At 69.3% G+C, this 22,640-nt stretch carries 21 protein-coding genes and 1 pseudogene; 9 read left to right on the forward strand and 13 right to left on the reverse strand.

Annotation, left to right across the window (positions count from 1 at the left end; all coding sequences use genetic code 11):
- Positions 1-452: 452 nt before the first annotated feature.
- The 3 genes from AB0C30_RS28170 to AB0C30_RS28180 all read right to left on the reverse strand — a co-directional run bounded on the left by AB0C30_RS28170 (position 453) and on the right by AB0C30_RS28180 (position 2,697).
- A complete protein-coding gene (locus AB0C30_RS28170) occupies positions 453-1,097 on the reverse strand; it encodes a hypothetical protein (RefSeq protein ID WP_357949921.1) in 645 nt (214 codons plus the stop codon).
- A gap of 237 nt (positions 1,098-1,334) precedes the next feature.
- Positions 1,335-2,081 (reverse strand): hypothetical protein, encoded by a 747-nt coding sequence (locus AB0C30_RS28175; RefSeq protein ID WP_357949925.1) that lies wholly within the window; start codon positions 2,079-2,081, stop codon positions 1,335-1,337.
- Positions 2,082-2,091: 10 nt separating this feature from the next.
- Positions 2,092-2,697 (reverse strand): hypothetical protein, encoded by a 606-nt coding sequence (locus AB0C30_RS28180; RefSeq protein ID WP_357949928.1) that lies wholly within the window; start codon positions 2,695-2,697, stop codon positions 2,092-2,094.
- A gap of 731 nt (positions 2,698-3,428) precedes the next feature.
- Between AB0C30_RS28180 and AB0C30_RS28185 the strand changes: the two genes are divergently transcribed.
- Positions 3,429-4,604 (forward strand): C45 family peptidase, encoded by a 1,176-nt coding sequence (locus tag AB0C30_RS28185; protein ID WP_357949931.1) that lies wholly within the window; start codon positions 3,429-3,431, stop codon positions 4,602-4,604.
- Here the strand turns inward: AB0C30_RS28185 and AB0C30_RS28190 are convergent.
- The 6 genes from AB0C30_RS28190 to AB0C30_RS28215 all read right to left on the reverse strand — a co-directional run bounded on the left by AB0C30_RS28190 (position 4,591) and on the right by AB0C30_RS28215 (position 10,554).
- On the reverse strand, positions 4,591-5,538 hold the full coding sequence (locus AB0C30_RS28190) for a DNA polymerase ligase N-terminal domain-containing protein (RefSeq protein WP_357949934.1): 948 nt from the start codon (positions 5,536-5,538) through the stop codon (positions 4,591-4,593). The two genes, AB0C30_RS28185 and AB0C30_RS28190, sit on opposite strands and share 14 nt — an antisense overlap.
- 16 nt (positions 5,539-5,554) lie before the next feature.
- Positions 5,555-6,229, reverse strand: coding sequence for a FadR/GntR family transcriptional regulator (locus AB0C30_RS28195; protein WP_357949938.1), 675 nt, complete (start codon positions 6,227-6,229; stop codon positions 5,555-5,557).
- 25 nt (positions 6,230-6,254) lie between these two features.
- Positions 6,255-7,280: an MBL fold metallo-hydrolase gene (locus AB0C30_RS28200; RefSeq protein WP_357949940.1), complete on the reverse strand. Its 1,026-nt coding sequence runs from the start codon at positions 7,278-7,280 to the stop codon at positions 6,255-6,257.
- 139 nt (positions 7,281-7,419) lie between these two features.
- On the reverse strand, positions 7,420-8,538 hold the full coding sequence (locus tag AB0C30_RS28205) for a steroid 3-ketoacyl-CoA thiolase (protein WP_357949943.1): 1,119 nt from the start codon (positions 8,536-8,538) through the stop codon (positions 7,420-7,422).
- Positions 8,539-8,581: 43 nt separating this feature from the next.
- The gene (locus tag AB0C30_RS28210; RefSeq protein WP_357949946.1) at positions 8,582-9,574 is read right to left on the reverse strand and encodes a sigma-70 family RNA polymerase sigma factor; all 993 of its coding nucleotides are present in this window, start codon (positions 9,572-9,574) and stop codon (positions 8,582-8,584) included.
- A 41-nt stretch (positions 9,575-9,615) separates the two neighbouring features.
- Entirely contained in the window at positions 9,616-10,554 is a 939-nt protein-coding gene (locus AB0C30_RS28215) for an NADP-dependent oxidoreductase (protein WP_357950750.1), read from the reverse strand.
- A 78-nt stretch (positions 10,555-10,632) separates the two neighbouring features.
- Here AB0C30_RS28215 and AB0C30_RS28220 point away from each other — a divergent pair, with 78 nt between their 5' ends.
- Positions 10,633-11,595: a helix-turn-helix domain-containing protein gene (locus AB0C30_RS28220; protein WP_357949948.1), complete on the forward strand. Its 963-nt coding sequence runs from the start codon at positions 10,633-10,635 to the stop codon at positions 11,593-11,595.
- 6 nt (positions 11,596-11,601) lie between these two features.
- On the opposite strand, the gene AB0C30_RS28225 is transcribed toward AB0C30_RS28220, so the two are convergent.
- Positions 11,602-12,195 (reverse strand): TetR family transcriptional regulator, encoded by a 594-nt coding sequence (locus AB0C30_RS28225; protein ID WP_357644750.1) that lies wholly within the window; start codon positions 12,193-12,195, stop codon positions 11,602-11,604.
- A gap of 242 nt (positions 12,196-12,437) precedes the next feature.
- Between AB0C30_RS28225 and AB0C30_RS28230 the strand changes: the two genes are divergently transcribed.
- From AB0C30_RS28230 to AB0C30_RS28260, 7 genes and pseudogenes are all read left to right on the forward strand, one after another.
- Complete coding sequence (locus AB0C30_RS28230; RefSeq protein WP_357949950.1) at positions 12,438-14,066, forward strand: AMP-binding protein; 1,629 nt, start codon at positions 12,438-12,440, stop codon at positions 14,064-14,066.
- Positions 14,066-15,106, forward strand: a complete 1,041-nt coding sequence (locus AB0C30_RS28235) for an acyl-CoA dehydrogenase family protein (protein ID WP_357949953.1) — start codon at positions 14,066-14,068, stop codon at positions 15,104-15,106. Before AB0C30_RS28230 ends, AB0C30_RS28235 begins: the two co-directional genes overlap by 1 nt.
- Positions 15,106-16,260: an acyl-CoA dehydrogenase family protein gene (locus AB0C30_RS28240; RefSeq protein ID WP_357949956.1), complete on the forward strand. Its 1,155-nt coding sequence runs from the start codon at positions 15,106-15,108 to the stop codon at positions 16,258-16,260. Before AB0C30_RS28235 ends, AB0C30_RS28240 begins: the two co-directional genes overlap by 1 nt.
- Positions 16,257-17,312 (forward strand): bifunctional MaoC family dehydratase N-terminal/OB-fold nucleic acid binding domain-containing protein, encoded by a 1,056-nt coding sequence (locus AB0C30_RS28245; protein ID WP_357949959.1) that lies wholly within the window; start codon positions 16,257-16,259, stop codon positions 17,310-17,312. Before AB0C30_RS28240 ends, AB0C30_RS28245 begins: the two co-directional genes overlap by 4 nt.
- Positions 17,312-17,725, forward strand: coding sequence for a MaoC/PaaZ C-terminal domain-containing protein (locus AB0C30_RS28250; protein ID WP_357949962.1), 414 nt, complete (start codon positions 17,312-17,314; stop codon positions 17,723-17,725). The genes AB0C30_RS28245 and AB0C30_RS28250 overlap by 1 nt, the downstream gene beginning before the upstream one ends.
- 20 nt (positions 17,726-17,745) lie before the next feature.
- Positions 17,746-18,912 carry a lipid-transfer protein gene (locus tag AB0C30_RS28255; RefSeq protein ID WP_357949964.1) on the forward strand — a complete coding sequence of 389 codons (1,167 nt, stop codon included), beginning with the start codon at positions 17,746-17,748 and terminating at the stop codon, positions 18,910-18,912.
- Positions 18,913-19,421: 509 nt separating this feature from the next.
- Positions 19,422-19,721, forward strand: a pseudogene (locus tag AB0C30_RS28260) (ISKra4 family transposase); the annotation flags it as partial.
- Positions 19,722-19,763: 42 nt separating this feature from the next.
- Here AB0C30_RS28260 and AB0C30_RS28265 read toward each other — a convergent pair.
- The 3 genes from AB0C30_RS28265 to AB0C30_RS28275 are packed head-to-tail and all read right to left on the reverse strand — an operon-like array spanning position 19,764 to position 22,639.
- Positions 19,764-20,150, reverse strand: a complete 387-nt coding sequence (locus tag AB0C30_RS28265; protein WP_357949967.1) for a VOC family protein — start codon at positions 20,148-20,150, stop codon at positions 19,764-19,766.
- An 18-nt stretch (positions 20,151-20,168) separates the two neighbouring features.
- On the reverse strand, positions 20,169-21,767 hold the full coding sequence (locus AB0C30_RS28270; RefSeq protein WP_357949970.1) for an FAD-dependent monooxygenase: 1,599 nt from the start codon (positions 21,765-21,767) through the stop codon (positions 20,169-20,171).
- A 59-nt stretch (positions 21,768-21,826) separates the two neighbouring features.
- On the reverse strand, positions 21,827-22,639 hold the full coding sequence (locus AB0C30_RS28275; protein ID WP_357949973.1) for an SDR family NAD(P)-dependent oxidoreductase: 813 nt from the start codon (positions 22,637-22,639) through the stop codon (positions 21,827-21,829).
- Position 22,640 lies beyond the last annotated feature (1 nt).

Genomic DNA, 22,640 nt, shown 5'->3' on the forward strand with positions numbered 1-22,640 from the left:
CGCATCCGGTCGCCGAACGAGTAGGTCTGGTCGCCGGTATAGAGCACGAGACGGTCAAGAGATAGCGGCCCGGCCGCGGATCCCGGTCGACTTGGGACTTGATGGCAAGCAGCAGGTCGGGGACTCGCTGGATCTCGTCGATGACCATCAGGTCCGGGAACGCCACAAATCCAGGTTGCGGAGGCCGACCATGATCCGGGGTGCCGGGTAAGCCGGCACGGGCGCGCGGCGACGTGCTCCAGATGGCGGGCGAGCACGTCGATCGGGGACGATGGCACGCGAATGCGGCCCCTGTTCTTGATCGACTGGTGTAGACAGCCGACGATCATCAGGGGTCGCGTTTGTCATGCGTACCCGGGGGTGCCGCTCAACCGCGTCATGCGAACGCTTCGGCCCTGGTGGCAAGCCCGATACCGGTTGCGAGATACGTAAGACGCTTCACCGCGGCCCTCCTAATAAGTGCCATCGATGTTCTCCCGGTTATTGGAGCCAAGATCGTTGCTCTTGACGGGAGTCGTCATACAGCCGAGGCGGGAATCGGTCTTGTTGAGCATGGGTGTGGAGTAGTCGCCGTGCTGCAGGCCGACAGCGTGTCCGGTCTCATGGCAGACCAGCCCATAGGTGTAATTTCCGTTGCCTCGGATGCGAATGTACTGCTGGTCGCATTTGTAATGCGCTCCGCCGCGCGCATTGCACCACGTCATACCATCTGCACTGTCCGGAACGCTTGTCGAGCCCTCCTGGTAGACGATGTCGGTCTCCGCGCTCCCCTCGAACACCGGCGACGAGTCGTAGTGGAAGGCCAAATCCGTGGGCCGGTACTCTCCGTCAATGGCGTCGTTTACCGTCGACCGGTCCTCCGACTCCAGCTTGTATTCGCCGCTGCTGTCCATGTAGAAATAGACCTCGCGATTGTCGGTCTGGCATGGTGGATGGCCCATGCTGAGCACGCAGCTACTGCCGGTGCTTTCGGTCGGGAACATGTTGTCGGTGACGGCGGCCCAGGCCACCCCGACCGCCACCATCAACGGCACGAGAGCCATCGCGATCACGCCGGTAATCCGTCGTCGAGCGGGCCCGCGACTGAATGCTGACATTCTTCTCCTTCGGAAGTCATGAAACACGACGTGTACCGCCCGGCACACGTGCCACATGGCACATGAGTATGGAAGGACGGCGAGGTCACGCATGGGCATGAAACACGTACGGTGCCGCGCAATGGGCGGCACCGTACGACTCAGGGTCAGCCTTTATCGGCCTCGCCGGTAGCCTGTTCCAACTGGTTTGGGGGAGGCCTCTTTCCAGAAGCCCTCGAGCAGAGGGCAACCCGATGCTCAGCCGCAGGTGGCCGTCGGAGGCGGTTCGAACTGCTGTCTTTCCCCAGGCTGGGTCGCCTTCAGCTTGGCGGCGAGGGCGTCCGCGCTGTTGCCTGCCATTTCCTCTTCCAGTCCGGCGTTCGGACCGGCGTCGGCCGCCAGCGTGCGTGCCTCGGCGGCGCTCTGCGCGTGGCCCTCCTCCTCGCCCTGGCCGATGATGTCGCCGTCGAAGGGCAGCTCCGAACCCTCGCCGAGCCCCATCCACTTTGCGGGCTCCGGGGTGTCGCCCTCGGCGCAGTGCTGCCCTTCCCAGGTGATGGCCAGGATGTACTGGTGCCCGGGTTCGATGCGCGGCCGATCGTATATGGCCGTCGCGGTCGGACTGTTCAGGTTCCCCTCGGTGAAGGTCCAACCGGACGCGTTGTACTCCCACTCCTTCGGGGCCGGCTGGGCCGCGTCCTCCCGCGACCACAGCACTTTCTTGACCTCCAGCTTCACCTTCCGCCCGATCAATCCTTCCCCTCGCTCGATCTCGATCTGGGCGGGCGGGATCGTCTCCTCGGAGGCGGCGCTGACGACGACCACATGGTCGGCGTACGTCACCCAGTCCGTGGCCGTGATGCTGGGCAGGCGGTCGTCTCCGTCGGCCATCACGACCCGGCGCGGCGCGGGCGCGACGTCGGCGGCATTCACAGTGGCGACTCCCGCGACGGCGAGAGCCGCGGCGAGCCCGATACCGGTTGCGATATACGTAAGACGCTTCACCGGGGCCCTCCTAATAAGTGGCATTGATGTTCTCCCGGTTATTGGAGCCAAGATCGTTATGGTCGGTGGAAGGGGTCACCAGACAGCCGAGGCGGGAATCGGTCTTCCTGAGCATGGGTGTGGAGTAGTCGCCGTGCTGCAGGCCGACGGCGTGTCCGGTCTCATGGCAAACTCTCGCGTAGGTGTAACGCCCGTTGCCTCGGATGCGAATGTACTGCTGGTCGCATTTGTAATGCGTGCTACTGACCCCATTGCACCACGTCCTACCGGCCGCACTGTCCGGGAGGCCGGTCGAGCCCTCCTGGTAGATGATGTCGGTCTCCGCGCTCCCCTCGAACACCGGCGACGAGTCGTAATGGAAGGCCAGATCCGTGGGCCGGTACTCTCCGTCAATGGCGGCGTTGACCGTTGACCGGTCCTCCGACTCCAGCTTGTATTCGCCGCTGCTGTCCATGTAGAAATAGACCTCGCGATTGTCGGTCTGGCATGGTGGATGGCTGCCCGTGCTGACCACGCAGCTACTGCCGGTGCTTTCGGTCGGGAACATGTTGTCGGTGACGGCGGCCCAGGCCACCCCGACCGCCACCGTCAACGGCACGAGGGCCATCGCGACCACACCGGTAACCCGTCGTCGAACGGGCCCGCGACTGAATACTGACACTCTTCTCCTTCACGAAGTCATGGGCGCTTGATGTACCGCTTTATACATGGGCATGAAACACGTACAGCGCCGCACTGATATCGTTCGCAAACGCCGACGACCCGATGTTTCACATACTTCAACTCATTGCGCAGAAGACATGGCTACAGCCCCGGACAGAAAGACGCTACGACGCCGTTCTTCCGTTCCTCTTCCATTCCTCTTCCGTTGTAACGGCACCGGTCGCGGCGTGTGATACAGGTAGAAAGCCAGGTCGCGGGGGTTGCCGAGCGAGCGGCGGATGAGCAGGCGGTGCGTGGGTCACATGGCCCCAACGGCGTTGTCGAGCGCACAGTCGACCAGCCCTGCCGTCTCGGGCGAAATGGGGTGACGTGCGCGTGCCCAGCAGGTATTGCCGCGCAGCATCAGGCTGCAGGGCGCACGAGCAGAACAGGCGCAGGCGCACGCGACGGCCTGCTCGCCCTGGCTCACCCACAGCCTGGGCGCCCGCATCGGTCGCCCGCGCATTGACCCCGCCAAGATCTCGACGGACGCTGCACAAGGCTCCGCTCCCTTCGGTGCGGTGCCTGTCCCGCTGAGGCGCAAACGGTTGCCGTCCGTATCTCCGGTATGGGCCGACCGGTAATGGGGCCGCTCAACCAGGGCAGCTTCTAGGTGCGCAGCGTTCTTCGACGACTGGAGGAAACATGATCGAATACGGTCAACCCAACCCGGCAGCCGGCCCGCCGCTCGTCGCCGTCGAGGGGACGCCTCGTGAGATGGGGGCCGAGATCGGCCGCAGGACCAGCGAACTCGTCGAGCGGAGCCTGGAGACGTACCTGCGCAGGTTCCGTGACGACGTGGGCCTGTCGGACGCCGACGTGCTGCGCTGGGGTGCCACCTATCTCGCTGTGGCTCAGGGTTACGACCGTACGATCGCGGAGATGCTGGAGGGCCTGGCCGAGGGTGCGGGCCGGCGGGTCGAGCACATCACGGCGCTCAACGCGCGTACCGAGCTGCTCTACGGGACCGGCTACCACGACGAGGGCTGCACCTCGGTGGCGGTGTTGCCGCAGTACACGCGCGACGGCCACACCCTGCTCGCGCAGAACTGGGACTGGAACCCCGAGCAGGGACCCGTCACGTTCCTGCTGGCGACCCGCGACACTGAGGGCTTCTCGGTGCTCACGCTGGCCGAGGCGGGCATGCTGGCCAAGAGCGGCCTGAACTCGGCGGGCCTCGGGGTCTGCGCCAACCTGCTCGTCTCCGACCTGGACACCGGCGGCGAGGGCGTGCCGTACCACTATCTGCTGCGCGGGGTGCTGAACTCGCCGCGGATCAGCACCGCCTTGCGCAGGACGCTCAACGTGCCCCGCGTCTCCTCGGGGAACGTGCTCATCGCCGACGCCGGAGGTGAGGCGATCGACCTTGAGGTGGCGCCCGGGGTGTTCGGGCACCTGCTGCCGGAGGACGGCCTGCTGGCCCACTCCAACCACTTCCAGTGCCCGCTTCCGCTGCATGATGAGAAGGTGGCGGCCTCGGCTCTGACGCTGTTGCGGCCCGCGCGGATGCGGCATCTGCTGGAGGACGCGGCGCGCGTACGGGCGGTGACCGTCGAGGACATCGTGGCGGCGCTGCGCGACCACTTCTCCTTCCCTGACGGCATCTGCCGCCACCGTGATCCGGACGTCGCGGAGGCCGATCTGTCCACGACGGTGTACTCGATCGTGATGGATCTTGATGAGCGTGTGCTGTCCATCGCGAGCGGGCCGCCCTGCGAGAACCAGTACGCGCGCTGGCGCCTGGACGACGTCTTCACTCAGGGCGCCGTGCCCGCCCTGCACGCGATACCGGAGGAGTCGGTTGGGGCTAGGCGGGGATGAAGAGCCAGGACTTCGACGCCCCCGGCTCGTAGGGGGAGTCGAGGCGCTTGGCGATCACGCCGGGCAGCCCCTGCTCGCGGGCCGCCTGCCGTACCGGCTTGGCCTGGCCCGGCCACGCGGGGGCGGTCTGCCAGCGGGCGGAGGCCGGCTTGAGCGCTTCCAAGGCCGCGCGGCGGGTCGTGTACGGCAGCGCGACCAGGGAGTGGCCGTCGTCGTAAAGGAGGTCATAGCAGACCAGGACCTCCGTGCCCGCCATCGTGACCACCTCGCCGTCCAGCACCGCCGTGCGGCTGCCGAACGACGCCGCGAGCGGGCGCAGCCAGGGATAGCGCCGCGCCGCCTCCGTACGCCCGCCGTCGATCGCCACCAGCACGCGCTCCCCGCCCCACGCGAACTCGAACGCGTAGTCGGCCACGTCACGTGGCAGCCGGGTCCGTTCGACCGGGAGCATCGGGTCGAGCGGGGGCAGGGGGTCGCGGGAGGGCGGGTCCATGCGGTGGATCATCCAGTTCTTGCCGTTCGTCGGGAACAGCACGAACCGTCCTGCGGCTCGCGAGCCGTGCAGCACGACCTTGACCTCGCGGTCGGACCACTTCTCGGTCTCGTACGTGCCGCGGTCCCAGACCGTCATCGTGCCGCCGCCGTATTCGCCCTTGGGGATCTCGCCGTGGAAGTCGAGGTATTCCATCGGGTGGTCCTCGGTCCGTACGGCCAGGTGATTGACGCGTGGGTCGGCCGGCAGGCCCTTGGGGATCGCCCAGGAGGCGAGCACGCCGTCGCGCTCCAGTCGCAGGTCCCAGTGCAGGGCGCGGGCGTGGTGCTCTTGGATCACGAACGCCGCCCCGTCGCCCGACTCGGGGGCCGTGTCGGGGACGGGCTCGGGGGTACGGCTGGCGTCGCGTTTACTGCGATATTTCTCCAGTTTGTCGGCCACGCCGGGGTATCTACCCTCAGTCGAGGGCCTTGCGCAGCCAGGATTCCACTCCCGCGATGTGCACCGTGGCCCACGAGCGGGCCACGTCGGGCTGACGGGTCGCGATGGCCTCGTAGATCGCGGTGTGCTGCTCCCGCGTCTTCTCCATCGCGCCCTCCTGGGTCAGCCCGCGCCAGATCCGCGCCCGGGTCGTCGGCCCGGACAGGCTCTCGATGAACGAGCAGAGCACGCTGTTGCCCGAACCCCGCGCGATCCGGTGGTGGAAGTCCAGGTCGTTGGCCACCAACTCCTCCACCGTGGGCGAGTCGGGCAGCGACTCCAGGATCACCCGGAGCTCGTCGATCTCCCCGTCGGTCATCTGCTCGGTCGCCATCGCCGTCGCCGCGGGCTCCAGGATGCGGCGTACCTCGAAGAACTGGATCACCGTGTCGTCGCGATGCAGGTCGAGCACGAACGACATGGTGTCGAGCAGCAGGCGCGGCTCCAGGCTGGTGACGTAGGTGCCGTCTCCCTGGCGTACGTCGAGGACGTTGATCAGCGCCAGTGCTCGTACGGCCTCGCGGAGCGAGTTGCGCGACAGGCCGAGGCGCTCGGCCAGGTCGGCCTCCTTCGGCAGCCTGTCGCCGGGCGTGAGCTCGCCCGAGAGGATCATCTGCTTGATTTTGTCGATGGCTGCGTCGGTGACCGCCACACTTTTCTCCCTAGACATCGGATGTCTAGGATTCTAGGGCCTGGAAGCGCACCGTATCGACTCCGGAGACGCGGCGAATCACACCACGCGCCTCCAGCGTGCGCAGATGCGCGGCCGCCTCTCCCGCGGCCATGCCGCGCAGGACGGGGGACAGGTCGTCCCAGGGCCGGTTCCAGGTCATCATCGCGGCGGTCTCCCAGATGGTCAGCGGTTGCGCGCGCTCGGCCAGGAGGGCGCCGAGTCGCTGGAGCTTCTCCTCGTGATGGTGGCGGATCTCCGCGGCGCGCGCGGCTACATCCGGAAATATCCATTCATGGGCGGGAAGCGCGTCCAGCGGGCCCAGCTCGCCGACGCGGTCCAGCGACTCCAGAAAATCCCCCAACGGATCAACATCGTCCCGGTCATAGGGATAAATCCCGACGTGGGGGGTGATGTCGGGGAGGACGTGGTCGCCGGTGAACAGGCGGTCGGCGTCCTCCAGGTGCAGGCAGATGTGGCCGGGGGTGTGGCCCGGTGTGTGTACGGCCCGCAGCTTGCGGCCCGGCAGGTCCACCAGGTCGCCGTCGCGCAGCTCGCGGTCGGGCAGCGCGGGCGTGTCCGGGCGGCCGGCGGTCGCGACCGCCACGTCCTCGTGCCCGGCCCCCGCCCGCCTGAGCATGTCGGCCTGGAAGTCGCGGTGTTCGCCTTCGGCGAGGTTGTGCATGAGCCTGACCAGCGCGGCGTCCGATTCGTGCATGGCGATCCAGGCGCCGGACTCCGCCCTGACCTGACCGGCCAGCCCGGCGTGGTCGGGGTGGAAGTGGGTGACGACCACGCCTCTGACCGCGCTCACATCAAGACCGAGCGTCCGCAGGCCGCCGCTGAGGGCCGCCCAGGCGTCCGGGTGGTTCCAGCCGGCGTCCACCAGCACGGGGCCCTTGGGGGAGTCGACGGCGTAGACGAGTGTGTAGCCGAGCGGGTTGCCGGGGATCGGCACGGGCACGCTCCACACCCCGCCGCCGAGGTCCTGCGGGCGCTGCTCGGTGTACGGCCTGCGCCGGGTCGTCTTCATGCTGGGGCCCCCGTTGAGCGTGCTTGTACTTGGTCGAGTGTGCGGGAGGGAAACGTGAGATCGGTACGGGTTTTCCCCGGACACGGCCGCGGATGACTCGCCCGGCGGGTCCACGCGGTGGTGGGACGGCCGTCCCCTGTCACGTGATGCGTTCGATGATCGTGGCCGTCGCCAGCGCCCCGCCCGCGCACATCGTGACCAGCGCGGTCGCCGAGTCCGAGCGCTCCAGCTCGTGCAGCGCCGTCGTGAGCAGCCGCGCCCCCGTGGCACCGACGGGGTGGCCGAGCGCGATCGCGCCGCCGTTGACGTTGACGCGGTCGAAGTCGGGCTCGTGCACGCTCGCCCATGACAGCACGACCGACGCGAACGCCTCGTTCACCTCGAACCTGTCGATGTCGCCGATCGTCATCCCGGCCGTCGCGAGCACCTTCGCCGTCGCGTCCACCGGCCCATCCAGGTGGTAGTACGGCTCCGCGCCGACGAGGGCCTGGGCCAGGATCCGCGCCCGGGGGCGCAAGCCGTGGCGCAGGGCCGCCTCCTCGCTCATCACCAGCACCGCGGCGGCGCCGTCGGAGATCTGCGACGAGGTGCCCGCGGTGTGCCGGCCGCCCTCGCCCATCACCGGCTTGAGGCCGGCCAGCCCGTCGACGGTGGTCTCGCGTAAGCCCTGGTCCCTGCGCACCTGCCCGACGGGCACGATCTCCCGCTCGAACCGCCCGTCGGCCCACGCCTTGGCAGCCAGCTGCTGCGACCGCGCCCCGAACCAGTCGAGCCGCTCGCGGGTCAGCCCGCGCCGGTCCGCGATCCGCTCGGCCGCGGTGAACTGGTCGGGCAGGTCGATGTTCCAGTCGTCAGGCTTCGGCTTGGCCGGCAGGACGTTGCTGCCGAGCGGCGCCCGGCTCATCACCTCGACCCCGCACCCGATGCCCACGTCGATGACGCCGGCCTGGATCATCGCCGCCGCCAGGTGTACGGCCTGCTGCGACGATCCGCACTGCGCGTCGACCGTGGTCACTCCCGTTTGGTACGGCAGCCCCGCGTACAGCCAGGAGTGCCGTCCCACATGCCCGCCCTGCTCGCCCGCCTGGGTCACGCACCCGGCGAAGACCTGGCCGACGATCGCCGGGTCGATCCCGGAGCGCTCGATCAGGCCGTTGAGCGCGGTGGCCAGCACCTGCTGCGGTTTGAGCTCGGCCAGCCAGCCGCCACGCTTGCCGATGGGGGTGCGGACGGCCTCGACGATCACCGGTGTGCCCACAGTAGCCTCCAGAATGATGCTCTGGACGTGACTGTAACGGGTTCTAGTTTCCGGTGGAAGCCCCGCTCAGCGTGCGAGGCAGCCCGAAGGTGTCGAAGAGGCCCAGGTCGAAGAACATCGCGACATGGCTGACCCGCGAGCCGGTGAACGTGAGCACCGGCAGCCCGAACGCGTCATAGACATCCCCGTGCCGCAGATACATCCCGAACGCCGGCTGCCCGTTCGCCTCGACCGGCACCAGCCGCAGGTCGCCGGGCTGCTTCGCCGGGCAGTTGGTCGCGATGAGCCGGCCGATCTCCTCGGCGCCCTGATACCAGCCGGTGAACGGCGGCATCTCCCAGACCGCGTCCTTCGTGAACAGCTCCACGATGCCCGCCACGTCGTAATTCTCGAACGCCGCCACGTAGCGGTCGAGCTGCGCCCGCTGCTCGGCCGTCAGCGGCTCGATGGGGTCGTCGAGGCTCGGCGCCACCTCGTCGAGCTGGGCATGGGCGCGTTGCAGCGCGCTGTTGACCGCGACGGTCGTGGTGTCGAGCACCTCGGCCACCTCGGCGGCCCGCCACTTGAGCACGTCGCGCAGGATCAGCACCGCCCGCTGCCTGGGCGGCAGGTGCTGCAGCGCGGCGATGAGCGCGAGCCGGATGCTGTCGCGCGAGGTGACGATGGCGGCGGGGTCGTCGGCCCCGGCGCCGACCATCCCGGTGGGCACGGGCTCCAGCCACGGCACCTCGTTGCCCTCGACCAGAGGCCCGGTCGCCTCGGACGCGGGCGCGCCGAGCCCGGTCGGCAGCGGCCGCCGGCCCCGGCTGTCGAGCGCCGTCAGGCAGGCCGTCGTGGCGATGCGGTAGAGCCAGGTGCGCAGGGACGAACGTCCCTCGAACCCGTCATAGGCGCGCCACGCGCGCAGATAGGTCTCCTGGACGAGATCCTCGGCGTCGTGCACCGACCCCAGCATGCGGTAGCAGTGCGCCAGCAACTCGCGCCGCATCAGGTCGGTCTGCCGCAGGAACTCCTCATTCGACGGCCGCTCAGTCATGCCTCCCTGTATAGCCCCCGCCACCGACAAATCGACGAGTCTCAGGGACGTACAGAGAGGACGATCTTCCCCGTCGTACGGCCGGACTCGCCCAGTTCGTGGGCTTTGGCCGCGTCCGCCAGCGGCAGCACGGCGGCCACCTCGGCCCGTAGTTTCCCGGCCTTCGCCAGTGCGGCCAGCGCCCGCATCGTGGCGTGGTCGGGCTCGACGAGCATCGCCGCCGACCGGATGCCCCGCTCGGCGGCCCGCGCGTGCAGGCTCTCGTCCAGGAGCGAGAGGGCCAGCGAGACGATCGTGCCGCCCTGGCGCAGGGTGCGCAGCGAGCGCGGGCCGTAGTCGCCGCCCATGGTGTCGATCACCACATCGACGTCGCGGACGACCTCGGCGAAGTCCTCGCTCCGGTAGTCGATCAGCTCGTCGGCGCCGAGGTCGCGGAGCCACTCGTGCTTGGCGGCGCTGGCCGTACCGATCACGTACGCGCCGCGCGCCTTGGCGATCTGCACGGCGAAGTGCCCCACACCGCCCGCCGCCGCGTGCACGAGCACCCGCTGACCCTCCGTCAGCCCGGCGGTGTCCACCAGCGCCTGCCAGGCGGTCAGCGCGGCGAGAGGGATCGCGGCCGCCTGGTTGTGGTCGAGGTTCGCGGGCTTGGGGGCGAAATGGCGGGCGGGGGCGCTCACGTACTCGGCGTAGGCGCCGTGGCCGAACGGAAAGCGGAGCATGCCGAAGACCTCGTCACCGGGCTGGTAAAGGGTCGTGCCCAGGCCCACCTGCTCGACGACGCCGGAGACGTCCCAGCCGAGCACGAACGGCGGCGCCCCCAGCTGGCCGCCGCTGGTCCGGGTCTTCCAGTCCGCGGGGTTGACCCCGGCCGCGTGCACTCGCACGAGCACCTCGGTCGGTCCCGGCGTGGGCCTGTCCATCTCGATCGTCTTCAGTACTTCTGGTCCGCCCAGGGCGTCCTGGCTGATCGCGCGCATCTTCATACGGTCAAGCCTGCTGTGTCGGGTTGGGGGGCTGCGAGTGGCCCGAAGGCCAAGATGTGTAAAGATCGGGCCATGCATCGTGTGGTCGTACTGGCGCTGCCGAACGTCATCCCGTTCGAGCTGAGCGTGCCGTCCAGGATCTTCTGCACGGCACGCGATCCGGGAGGCGAGCCGCTGTACGAGGTGATCACCTGCACGCTCGACGGCCGCCCCGTCGCCACGGCCGCCGACTACACGATCGCTGTCGAACACGACGCGGGCGCGCTGGCGAGCGCCGACACCGTCGTCATCCCCGCCGCCGCCGGCTTCGCGGACATCACCGGCCCGGAGTCGCTGCCTCCCGAGCTCCTCGACGCCCTCTCCTCGATACGGCCGGGCACCCGCGTCGTCTCGATCTGCATCGCCACCTTCGTCCTCGCGGCCGCGGGCCTCCTCGACGGCCGCCCGGCCACCACCCACTGGCGGCACGCCGAGCGCTTCGCCCGCCTCTTCCCCGAGGTGCGGATGGACTCGGACGTGCTGTTCGTGGACGACGGGGACGTGCTCACCTCGGCGGGCGCGTCGGCGGGCGTGGACCTCTGCCTGCACCTGGTACGGCGCGACCACGGCAGCGAGATCGCCAACCAGGTGGCCCGCCACTGCATCGTCCCCCCGTGGCGGGACGGCGGCCAAGCCCAGTACGTAGAACGCCCGGTCCCCGAACCATCGGCCTCAGGCACCGCGCCCACCAGGGCGTGGGCCCTCCAGCACCTGTCCACCCCGCTCCAGCTGGCCGACCTGGCCGAACACGCGGGCATGAGCAGACGCACCTTCACCCGGCACTTCCGCCACGAGGTAGGCCAGAGCCCCGGCCAATGGCTGCTCCAGCAACGCGTGGAGCTGGCCAGACACCTCCTGGAGAGCACGGACCTGCCGGTGGACCGGGTGGCGGAGCAGTCGGGCTTCGGCACGGCGGCCTCCCTGAGGCAGCACCTGCACGCGTCACTGGGGGTGTCCCCGCACGCGTATCGCCGCACCTTCAGGGCTGTCGGCTGACGGCAACTAGAGGTCGTTGACCAGCCGTGCGGCGGCGATCTCGATGCGGCGCTGGATCTGCTCATAGGTGCGGCGCCCGCGCAGCATCTCCAGGAGCTCCTGCACCCACACGCTGGACAACGACCCCGCCAGGTCGAGCTGCACCTCGCTGGCCCGATCCCGCGTGAGGTCGGCCGACACGCGCAGCAGCAGCCCCGTCATCCGGTCGCCGAACGGCGTCTCCACCTCGGCCATGATCAGTGACCGGATCAGCGCGTCGGCCAGCTCCGGCTCGCGCATGAGGCCACGCGTGGCGCGCATCAGGACGTCGACCGCGCGGCCCGCCGGGGTGGAGGCGCTGGGCGGACGGCGCTGGATGCTGCTCTCCAGCAGGTCGATCTCCTCGCCGACGACCGCCACGACCAGGTCCATCTTCGACGGGAAGTAGCGGTAGAGGGTGCCGAGCGCGACCCCCGCCCGCTCGGCGACCGTGCGCATCTGCATGGCCTCGACGCCGCCGCGCGAGGCCAGGGCGGCGGCCGCCTGGACGATGCGCTTGCGGCGCTGGTGCTGGCTACGCGTACGGACGCTGTGACCGCCGGACGTGGAATGGCTCTCCATGATCCCCTCGGTGTCGCTGGGGGGCGCGGCGGTGGTCGCCTGCGGGGTACGCATGAGAACACGTTATCTGATTTCTCGATAACTCGGCTTGTTACCCGCGAGTCACAAAGAGCCTGCATAGGCGCATGTCTGTGGCGCTACAGGCATATATCCAGACTTGTTGGGATGTGTCGTGGCTGGACAGATATTAGAATCTGTTCTAGTTTGCGGAACTGTTGACCGAGCGCTTGCTGGGAGGGTCGATGGCCGCGGACACACTCGCCGCCCTGCTACTGGCCCGGGCCGATGATGACCGTCCGGGGCTGGTGTTCGAGGATCGCGTGTGGTCGTGGCGCTCGGTCGTGGCCGCCTGCCGTACCGCCGCCGACTGGTTGACCGCTCGCTCCTTCGACGGGCCGCCGCACGTGGGGGTGCTCTGCGACAACGTTCCGGAGATGGTGTTCCTGCTGGGTGGGGCCGCGCTCTCCGGGCGGGTGCTGGTGGCGCTGAACCCGACCCGATCGGTGGCGGAGCTGACCCGCGACGCCCGGGCCACCGATGTCGGCCTCCTGCTGTGGGACGCGCCGTACGAGACGGTGGCGCGGTCCGTCGCCGAAGCCTCGGGTACGGCCTCGACGCCCGTCCCGGCCTGGGGCTCGGGGGACGCGCCTGATCTGCCTCTTCCGGGGCCCGACGCGAGCCCGCCGGATCCGGGCGCGTTGGTCATGCTGATCTTCACTTCCGGAACGTCCGGGCGGCCGCGGGCGGTGCGGATCACGCAGCGGAAGATCGCCGTCCCCGGCGTCTCGCTGGCCGTGATGCTGACCCCCGCCGACGCCGTCTACTGCGCGATGCCGCTCTTCCACTCCGGCGCCGTCATGGCCGCGTACGCCCCCGCCGTGGCGTCAGGGGCCGCGCTGGTGCTGCGTCGGAGGTTCTCCGCGTCGGGCCTGCTGCCGGACATCAGGCGATACGGCTGTACGTACCTCCACTACGTCGGCAAAGTGCTCTCCTACGTCCTGGCCACCCCACGACAGCCCGACGACGCCGACAACCCCCTGAAGCTCGCCTTCGGCAACGAGGGGAGCGCCACGGCGACCAGACGGTTCGGGGAGCGGTTCGGCTGTCATGTGATCGACGCGTTCGGGTCGACGGAGACGGCCATCTCGCTCACCCCGGACCCCATGGGACCGCCCGGCTGCCTCGGCAGGCTGCCGGCGGGCATCGAGATCCGCAGCTGGCTGACCGGTCTGCCGTGCCCGCCGGGCCGCGTCGAGGACGGGCGGCTGCTCAACCCCGACGAGGCGATCGGCGAGCTGGTGAACATCGGTGGCCTCGGCCTGTTCGACGGCTACTACAACGACCCGGAGGCCGACGCCGAGCGGATGCGGGAGGGCGCGTTCTGGTCGGGCGATCTGGCGTACGCGGACGCCGACGGCTACGTGTTCTTCGCCGGGCGGGGCACCGAACGGCTCCGCGTGGACGGCGAGAACCTGGCGGTGGCGCCCATCGAGGCGGTCCTGCGGGAGTTCCCGGGCGTGATCGAGGCGGCCGTTTACCCGGTGCCGGACGCGGCGGCCGGAGACCAGGTCATGGCGGCGCTGGTCCTGGAGGCGGCGTTCGATCCCGTGGCGTTCGCCGGGTTCCTCGCCGGGCGCCGCGATCTGGGTGCCAAGTCGTTCCCCCGGTACGTACGCATCTCTGATGGTCTGCCCCAGACCCCCTCGCACAAGGTGGTCAAGCGTGTCCTGGTGCAGGAGGGCTGGCGGACGGCCGACCCCGTCTGGTGGCGTCCTGCGGGCGCGGAGATCCGATTACTGGGCGGCGCGGACGTCGCGGTGATCGAGCGGGAGTTCGCCCGGCACGGCCGGCAACACCTTTTGGAGAAATAGTGGATTTCAACCTGGATGAGACCCAGCAGGACCTGCGTACCCTGACCGCCGCCCTCCTGGCGAAGGAGGCGACCTCGGAGCGGCTGGAGGCGCACGAGAAGAGCGGCCGGCCGTATGACGAACGGCTCTGGCAGGCGCTGTGCCAGGCGGAGCTGATGAGCGTGTGCGTGCCGGAGGACGCGGGCGGCGCCGGGCTCGGGCCCGTCGAGCTGGCCGTGGTGCTCCGCGAGCTCGGCGCGCGGGCCGCACCGGCGCCCGCGCTGGCGACACTGGTGAGCACACTCGTCCTGGCCCGCTACGGCACACCCGCGCAGCAGCGCCCGCCGGGTGACGGCGTCGGTACGGTGGCGCTGCGGGAGCCGGGCTGGGCGCCGGCGGCCCCGCCTGTGACCGCCGCTGAGAGGGATAGCGACGGGTGGGTGCTGACCGGCCGCAAGGTCGGGGTCCCGTACGGGAGCGAGGCGGCGTACATGCTGGTCACGGCCGCCGAGGGGGTGTTCCTGGTCACCGGCGGATGGACGGCGCGCCCGGAGTTCGCCGCCAACGGCGAGCCGCTGGCCACCATCGTGCTCAACCGGACCCCGGCCGAGCGGCTGGCCGGTCCGGAAGCGGTCTCCAGTCTGCGGCAGATCTTCACGGCGGCCGTCGCGGCCCAGGCGAGCGGCGTGTTAGCCGGCGCTCTCAAATTGACCACCGAGTACATCAAGAACAGGAAGCAGTTCGGCCGGGCCCTGGCCGAGTTCCAGGCGGTCACCGTACAGATCGCCGACGTCTACATCGCCACACGGGCGCTCGACGTGGCCGTGTGGTCGGGCGCCTGGCTGCTCGCCAACGACCTCCCGGCGGAGGAGGACCTGGCCGTGGCCGCCTTCCACGTCAGTGAGGCGTACAAGGCGCTCTTCACCTGCCAGCACCTGCACGGCGGTCTGGGCCTCGACGTGACGTACCCGCTGCACCGCTACTTCGCGCACGCCAAGCACCTGACGCACCTGCTCGGCGGCGCCGACGCCCAGCTCGACCTGATCGGAGCGCTCGTCTGATGCTGATCGACCTGACCCCCGACCAGCGCAGGCTCCGCGACGAGCTGCGCGAGTACTTCCAGAACTGCCTCACCGACGAGGACCGCCGCAAGATCTCCCAGGATCCGTTCGGCACCGCCTACATGGAGCACTGCCGCAGGCTCGGCCGCGACCGCAAGCTCGGCCTCGGCTGGCCGAAGGAGTACGGCGGCGCCGGTTACGGCCCGCTCGAACAGCAGATCTTCGCCAACGAGATCGCCCGCGCCGGAGTGCCGTACCCGATCATCACGCTGCAGACGGTCGGGCCCACCCTGATGCAGTACGGGACGCAGGAGCAGAAGGAGATGTTCCTGCCGAGCATCCTGGCCGGCGAGTGCCACTTCGCGATCGGCTACAGCGAGCCCGAGGCCGGTACGGACCTGGCCTCGCTGCGGACCACGGCGGTGCTCGACGGCGACCACTACGTCGTCAACGGCCAGAAGATCTTCACCAGCGGCGCCCACTACGCCCAGTACATCTGGCTCGCCACCCGCACCAACCCCGACGCCAAGAAGCACAAGGGCATCACGATGATGATCGCCTCGACCGACGATCCCGGCTTCTCCTGGACCCCGATCATCACCATGGACGGCCGGCACCACACGAACGCCACCTACTACGCCGACGTCCGCGTCCCGGCGAGCATGGTCGTCGGCGAGGTGGACAAGGGCTGGGACCTGATCGTCAACCAGCTCAACCACGAACGTGTCACGCTCGGTCCCGCCGGGAACCTCGGCCAGACCTACGACCGCTTCCTGGCCTGGGCGCGGCGTACCGGGCTGGTGGAGAATCCGGACGTACGACGGGCGCTCGGCAGGGTGCGGGCGTACTTCCGTACGAATGAGCTGCTCAACTGGCAGGTCGCGGCGAACATGGACCTCGGCTGGCTGGGCGCGCCCGACGCGTCGGCAACCAAGATCTACGCCTCGGAGCGAGTGCAGGAGGTCGGCCGGCTCATCGGCGACATCCTGGCCCGCTACGGCGACCCGTCGGACCCGGAGACGGCCGAGCTCCTGGAGCGCACCGATCACGGGGTGAAGGGCGCGGTGGTGCTGACGTTCGGCGGCGGGGTGAACGAGGTGCAGCGCGAACTGATCGCGATGCTCGGCCTGAACCTCCCGAGGCCGCCCCGATGACCGACCCCTCGACTCCCGAGTCTGTGATCCCCGGCCCCGCCACGCCCGACCTCTCCACGCCTGACCCCGCGAGCGTGGACAGGGAGTTGCGGGAGCTGGCGGACAAGCAGGTCGCCCTCGGGGAGATGCGCGGCACCCCCGCGGCCGATCCGGTGAACGTACCCATGATCAGGCACTGGCTGACCGCCCTCGGCGACGCGAACCCGGCCTACCTCGACCAAGGGGTCGCCCCGCCCGCGATGATCCAGGTCTGGACCATGCAGGGCCTCCGCCAGGACGCCAAGGATCGCTCGCCGGTCGACGACATGCTCGCCGCCCTGCAGGCGCACGGCTACACGGGCGTGGTGGCGACGAACTGCGAGCAGACCTATCACCGGTACGTACGGCTCGGCGAGCGCCTGACTCCGTCGACCCGCTTCACGAGCCTCGTGGGCCCGAAGCGGACGGCGCTCGGCGAGGGCTACTTCGCCACCTGGAATGTCACCTGGTACGGCGAGGCGGACGAACCAGTGGCCGAGATGATGTTCCGAATCCTGAAATTTCGCCCACGCACCGGCCAACGCCCCAGCTCCACGACCGCACCATCCGAGACCGCTCCATCTACGGCCGCAGCGTCCGAGACCGCGAAAGCCCCGGAGACCGGCCGTCGCGAGCTGTACCCCTTGCGTCCCGCCGTCAACGCCGACACGGCCTTCTTCTGGGAAGGCGTCCAGCAGGGCGAGCTGCGCATCCAGCGCTGCGCCGACTGCGGCGAGCTGCGCCATCCACCCGGCCCGATATGTCCCGCTTGCCGCTCCACCAACCGCACCCACACCGTGGCGAGCGGCCACGGCACCGTCTACAGCTACGTCGTCCACCACCACCCCCCGGTGCCGGGACGCGAGACGCCCTTCGTGGTGGCAGTGGTGGAACTGCCAGAAGGGGTGAGGATCGTGGGAAACATCGTGGACTGTCCGACCGACGCCGTCAGTATCGGCATGTCGTTGCGCGTGACGTACAGCGCGCTGGACGACGAACTAGTCCTGCCCATGTGGGCGCCAGAGGAGTCGTGATGGCGACGCTGACCGAAGACCAGGTCGAGATCGGTTCGGTGCTTCCTGAGCTGTCGATCGACCTCACGCCCACGGTGGTCGTCTCCACCGCCCTGGCCACCATGGACTTCACTCCGGTGCACCACGACGTCGAGCGCGCCCGCGCGCAGGGCTCCAAGGACATCTTCCTCAACATCCTGACCACGATGGGACTGGTGGAGAGGTACGTCACGGACTGGGCGGGTCCAGCGGCCATCATCAGGCGCATCAACGTCAAGCTCGGCGTCCCGGCGTACGCGGGCGACCGGCTCAGCTTCACGGGCACGGTCGTCTCGCAGGCGGCGGGAGAGCTCACGGTCGAGGTACGCGGCAAGGTCAGCCTCGGCGACCACGCCACCGGCACGATCACCCTCACTCTCCCCACAGCCCCCTGACCCGAAGGAGTGGCACGTCAGTGCTCAAGTCACGAGCCGCCATCGCCGGCATCGGCGCCACCGAGTTCAGCAAGCGATCCGGCCGGTCGGAGCTGCGGCTGGCGGCCGAGGCCGTGTTCGCGGCGCTCGACGATGCCGGGGTGGCGCCGGGTGACGTGGACGGGATGGTGACCTTCACCCAGGACACCAACCAGGAGATCGCCGTGGCCCGCGAGATCGGCGCCGGTGAGCTCACGTACTTCTCCAGGGTCGAGTACGGGGGCGGCGCGGCGTGCGGCACGGTGGCGCAGGCCGCCATGGCCGTCGCGACCGGCATGGCCACTACCGTCGTCTGCTATCGGGCGTTCAACGAGCGGTCGGGCCGGAGGTTCGGGCAGCCGGACGCCCGCCTGGGCGGCCAGCCGACCTCGCAGGGGTTGGAGATGAGCTGGCACGTGCCGTTCGGGCTGATGACGCCCGCCGGGTGGGTGGCCATGTTCGCCCAGCGGTACATGCACACCTACGGCGCCACATCAGAGGACTTCGGCCGGGTGGCCGTCGCCATGCGCAGGCACGCCTCCACGAACCCCGCCGCCTGGTTCCACGGCCGCCCCATCACCCTGGCGGAGCACCAGGAGTCCAAGTGGATCGTGGAGCCGCTGCACCTGCTCGACTGCTGTCAGGAGAGCGACGGAGCCGTGGCCCTGGTCGTCACGACCACCGAACGAGCCCGCGACCTGCGCCGCTCCCCGGCCGTGATCACGGCTGCCGCCCAGGGCTCGGGCGCGGGGCAGATGATGATGACCAGCTACTACCGCGATGACATGAGCGGCCTGCCGGAGATGGGAGTCGTCGGCCGACGTTTATGGGAAATGTCCGGCCTGACCCCACAGGACATCCAGACGGCCATCCTGTACGACCACTTCACCCCGTTCGTCCTGGCCCAACTGGAGGAGCTGGGCTTCTGCGGCCGGGGAGAGGCCCCTGGCTACCTCCAGGACGGCGGCATCGAGCTCGGCGGCCGCCTGCCCGTCAACCCGAACGGCGGCCAGCTGGGGGAGGCCTACATCCACGGCATGAACGGCATCGCCGAGGCCGTACGGCAGCTGAGAGGCACGTCCGCCAACCAGGTGAGCGGCGTCCGCAACGTCCTGGTGACGGCGGGCACCGGGGTCCCGACCAGCGGGCTGATCCTTTCGGCCGGCTGACGGCCTCCTGAGCGGCCCGGCCGTCGGCGGGGGTTCCCGTGGTTCGTCACGCGACCGTCTCGATCTCTGTGACGGTCCCGGGGCCGCCCGGCGGACTTTGACGACGACCCCTGCCACAAAGTGGTGGACGGCACCGCACTCTGCCACAAGCGCGTCAACGCGAGGCTGCGCAATGAGGCACCCGGGGCGCTGCAGCCTTTGCCCGTGAGCACGGCTTGAGATGATGCGCAGGTGTTCTAGGTGTGAGACCGGAATACGAACGAAGCGTGCCATGGCTCGGTTCCACCGCTGGTGGAGGCCGGTGTATCGAAGCCTGATCGGGATCATTAGGATTCTGTCACTCTGTTGGCCGCGCTGATCGTCGAGGTATCTGTTGACGTCGATCGACCGGCGCTGGAGGAGTTCCTGACCTCCGGGCGGGAGCTGCCCTGCTGGCCGGGCACACCGGCCAGGTCATCACCGCGCTGACCAGCCAGGCCGCCACCACGGCCGCCCACCGCCGCGACGGCCTGGATGCGTGCATCCGCTACCTGACCAACAACATCGAGTACCTGCGCTATGACCAGGCGCTCGAAGCTGGATGGCCGATCGCGACCGGAGTGATCGAGGGAGCGTGCCGTCATCTGATCGCTGACAGGTTCGACCTGGCCGGGGCGCGGCGGGGTCTGGCCGGGGCCGAAGTAGTGTTGAAACTCCGCGCGCTGGTCGCCAACGGTCATCTTGAGCAGTACTGGAGTTTCCATCTCGCCCGGCAGCACGAGCGTGTCCATCAGAGTGACTACCAGGACGGATATGCCCTCACGGCTTGATCATTTCAATCACTGAGAACGAGCCGCACCCACCGTGGCGCGTCAAGCCAGGGAGCGCAGGACGCAGAACTCGTTGCCCTCGGGGTCGGCCATGACCACCCAGCTTCGGTCTAGGCCTTGGCCCACGTCTCTCTTGGTGGCGCCGAGGCCGAGCAGTCTGGTCACCTCGTCGTCGGTGCTGCCGTCGATCGGGCTGACGTCGAGGTGGAGCCGGTTCTTCACGGTCTTGCCCTCGGGCACCTGGATGAACAGCAGGGTGGGCGGCATCTGGCGGGCCCGGACTTCCTCGACGGTCGGCTCCCAGGAGCCGATCTCGACCTTGCCCTCGTTCCGGTCGATCACCTCGAAGTCCAGGACCTCGCACCAGAAGGCCGCGAGTCTCTCCGGATCGTGGCAGTCGACGGCCAACTCGATGAATCTACTGGTCATGTCTCTATTCCCTCTGTTTCAATGCGTTCCGAACCATGCGGAGAGTGCCTCCCGCAGCGGGGACATGGCGCTGTCCGTGGATTCGTCGAGGCCGGCGGCCCAGGCGACGTGGCCGTCCGGGCGGATCAGCAGCGCGTCAGCCGGCCGATCGTCGGTCTTGGCGGTGTGGACGTCGAGGAGATGCCGCCAGTCCCGGGCGATCTGGCGGAGCTCTGGGCGGTCGGCCAGGTCGAGGAGGATGGGTCGGGCAGTGTGCAGGAGGTCGGCGACGCTGGTGACGCCCTGGTCGGTGTGCAGAGTGAGGTCGGGGGCGAAGGTGCCGGTCAGCGGGTGGTGGTGGGAGCCGGGCATCGGGTAGCGGATGTCGGTTCCGGCGACGAGGGCTCCCATCCGGCGTAGCGGCTGCTCGTCGGTGAGCAGTTCGGTGAAGACGTCGCGAAGTGCTTCGGCGGCCGCGTCGTGTCCGCGTCGCAGGGCTACCTGCGCTCGGGTGTGCAGCAGGGTGCGGGCGCCGGCCAGATGGCGCTCGGTGTGGTAGGTGTCCAGCAGGCCGGCCGGGGCCGTGCCGTGGAGGTCGGCGGCCAGCTTCCAGGCCAGGTTAACCCCGTCCAGCATGCCGGCGTTGAGCGCCACTCCGGTGGCGGGGAACAGGTGTGCCGCGTCGCCGGCGAGCAGGATGCGACCGGCACGGTATCGCTCGGCCTGGTGGGCCTTGAAGGTGAACCGGGACAGCCGGGTCGATCCGGCCAGGGGCAGGTGGGCGCCGAGCACGCGGTGGATGCTGTCCTGCAGTTCGGTCAGGGTCATGGGGACGTCGTCGTCGTATTCGGTGTTCTCGTCCTCGATGGTGTAGAGGGAGACGGACTGGGTGCCGGGTGAGGAGCCGACGCCGAGCAGGCCCTGGTCGGTGCGGGTGAATCCGGCGCGGATGGTGCCGAAGCCGGGGACGTCGAGATCGCCATTGCCCAGAACGGTGACCGTGGGGGGCAGGGTGACCTGGGCCAGGCGGTTGACCTCGGGATAGGTGGTGCCAGGGAACGGGATGCCGGCCCAGTCGCGGATGCGGCTGCGCGCGCCGTCGCACCCCACGAGATAGCGGGCGCTCACCTGGTAGGGGCCGTCCGGGCCGCGCACGTCCACGGTGACCGCGTCGTCGTCCTGGCTTACCCCGGTCACCTCGTGTCCGCGGCGGAGGTCGACGCCGAGTTCTCCTGCGCGTTCGCCGAGCAGCCGCTCGAGCAGTTGCTGCGGCAGCGGCAGGGCGTGCATCGGGGGATCCGGCAGCTGGGTGAAATCCAGGTGCACGCCGCCGAACGGGAACCGGGGAGCGGGCATCGGGCCGGTGCAGGCCGCTTCGAAACGTTCCAGCAAGCCCCGGTAGCGCAGCAGCTCCAGGATCTGCCCGCCCAGGCCCCCGGCCTTGGGGGTGTCGCGGGGGCGCGGCTGTCGCTCCAGCACCAGCGGCCGCACTCCGGCCAGGCGCAGCTCGGCGGCCAGCATAAAACCCGTCGGACCGGCCCCCACGACGATCACGTCGGCGTCCCCCGCCGGCCGCTCTTCTCGCAGGTCTTCTTCCGCGGGCCGGGCGGCGTCGTGGTGCTTCATCATCTTCATCATCTATGACCTTTCGATCGTGTCGTTCGTCGCGTCGGAACGCGCGAATCGGGACGGAGCTGTCAGCCGGGTGCCAGGCGGCTGAGGTGTTCCCAGGCGCGGTACTCTTCGGCCCTGGCCTGGTTCATCTGCTGAACCAGATCGAAGGACCGGCTGCCGACGATCAGCCGCAGGGGCGGGTCGGGCAGGTCCACGAGCCGCATGACGACCGGCGCGGCCGTGCTCGGGTCGGGACCCGCTTCGTCGCCCCACATCTCGGTCAGCTTCGCCCGCAGCGGGTCGTACGCCGGGTCGGGCGTGGTGGCCGTCGTGCCGGTCGTGAACAGGCCGGTGTCGTAGCCGCCCGGCTGGACGATGGTGACCTTGACGCCGAAGGGTTCGACCTCCATGGCCAGCGCCTGGCCAAGGGAGTCGATGGCCGATTTGCCGGCCGCGTACAGGCCGGCCGAGGCCGTCCCGCCGCCCGTGCCCATCGTCGTCACCAGGAGGATGTGGCCCGAGCCCTGGGCGCGCAGGTGGGGCAGCACGGCCTGGGTGACCCAGATCTGCCCGAGGACGTTGACGTCGAAGTGGGCTCGGATCTGGGTCTCCGTGGCCTCTTCGACCATGCCGTACAACATCGCGCCGGCGTTGTTGACCACGATGTCGAGCCTGCCGAACGCGGCCACCGCCCGATCCACACCCTCGTGCACCGCGGCGCGGTTGGAGACATCGAGCGGAACGCACGCCAGGGTGTCGGGATGGCGGGCCCGCAGGCCCTCCAGCGGCGCCATGTCGCGGGCCGCGGCCACGACGCGATCTCCCCTGCTCAGCGCAGCCTCCGCGAACGCCCTGCCCAGCCCCCTGGACGCGCCCGTAATGAACCAGACACGCATG

The sequence above is a fragment of the Nonomuraea sp. NPDC048901 genome, from assembly GCF_040649695.1.
GTDB lineage: Bacteria > Actinomycetota > Actinomycetes > Streptosporangiales > Streptosporangiaceae > Nonomuraea.

Coding starts and splice junctions, on each gene's coding strand:
- AB0C30_RS28245 (WP_357949959.1), top strand. CDS start 16,257: ATGACCGACCCCTCGACTCCCGAGTCTGTGATCCCCGGCCCCGCCACG.
- AB0C30_RS28200 (WP_357949940.1), bottom strand. CDS start 7,280: ATGAAGACGACCCGGCGCAGGCCGTACACCGAGCAGCGCCCGCAGGAC.
- AB0C30_RS28215 (WP_357950750.1), bottom strand. CDS start 10,554: ATGCGCGCGATCAGCCAGGACGCCCTGGGCGGACCAGAAGTACTGAAG.
- AB0C30_RS28230 (WP_357949950.1), top strand. CDS start 12,438: ATGGCCGCGGACACACTCGCCGCCCTGCTACTGGCCCGGGCCGATGAT.
- AB0C30_RS28240 (WP_357949956.1), top strand. CDS start 15,106: ATGCTGATCGACCTGACCCCCGACCAGCGCAGGCTCCGCGACGAGCTG.
- AB0C30_RS28220 (WP_357949948.1), top strand. CDS start 10,633: ATGCATCGTGTGGTCGTACTGGCGCTGCCGAACGTCATCCCGTTCGAG.
- AB0C30_RS28265 (WP_357949967.1), bottom strand. CDS start 20,150: ATGACCAGTAGATTCATCGAGTTGGCCGTCGACTGCCACGATCCGGAG.
- AB0C30_RS28275 (WP_357949973.1), bottom strand. CDS start 22,639: ATGCGTGTCTGGTTCATTACGGGCGCGTCCAGGGGGCTGGGCAGGGCG.
- AB0C30_RS28225 (WP_357644750.1), bottom strand. CDS start 12,195: ATGGAGAGCCATTCCACGTCCGGCGGTCACAGCGTCCGTACGCGTAGC.
- AB0C30_RS28210 (WP_357949946.1), bottom strand. CDS start 9,574: ATGACTGAGCGGCCGTCGAATGAGGAGTTCCTGCGGCAGACCGACCTG.
- AB0C30_RS28170 (WP_357949921.1), bottom strand. CDS start 1,097: ATGTCAGCATTCAGTCGCGGGCCCGCTCGACGACGGATTACCGGCGTG.
- AB0C30_RS28185 (WP_357949931.1), top strand. CDS start 3,429: ATGATCGAATACGGTCAACCCAACCCGGCAGCCGGCCCGCCGCTCGTC.
- AB0C30_RS28270 (WP_357949970.1), bottom strand. CDS start 21,767: ATGATGAAGATGATGAAGCACCACGACGCCGCCCGGCCCGCGGAAGAA.
- AB0C30_RS28250 (WP_357949962.1), top strand. CDS start 17,312: ATGGCGACGCTGACCGAAGACCAGGTCGAGATCGGTTCGGTGCTTCCT.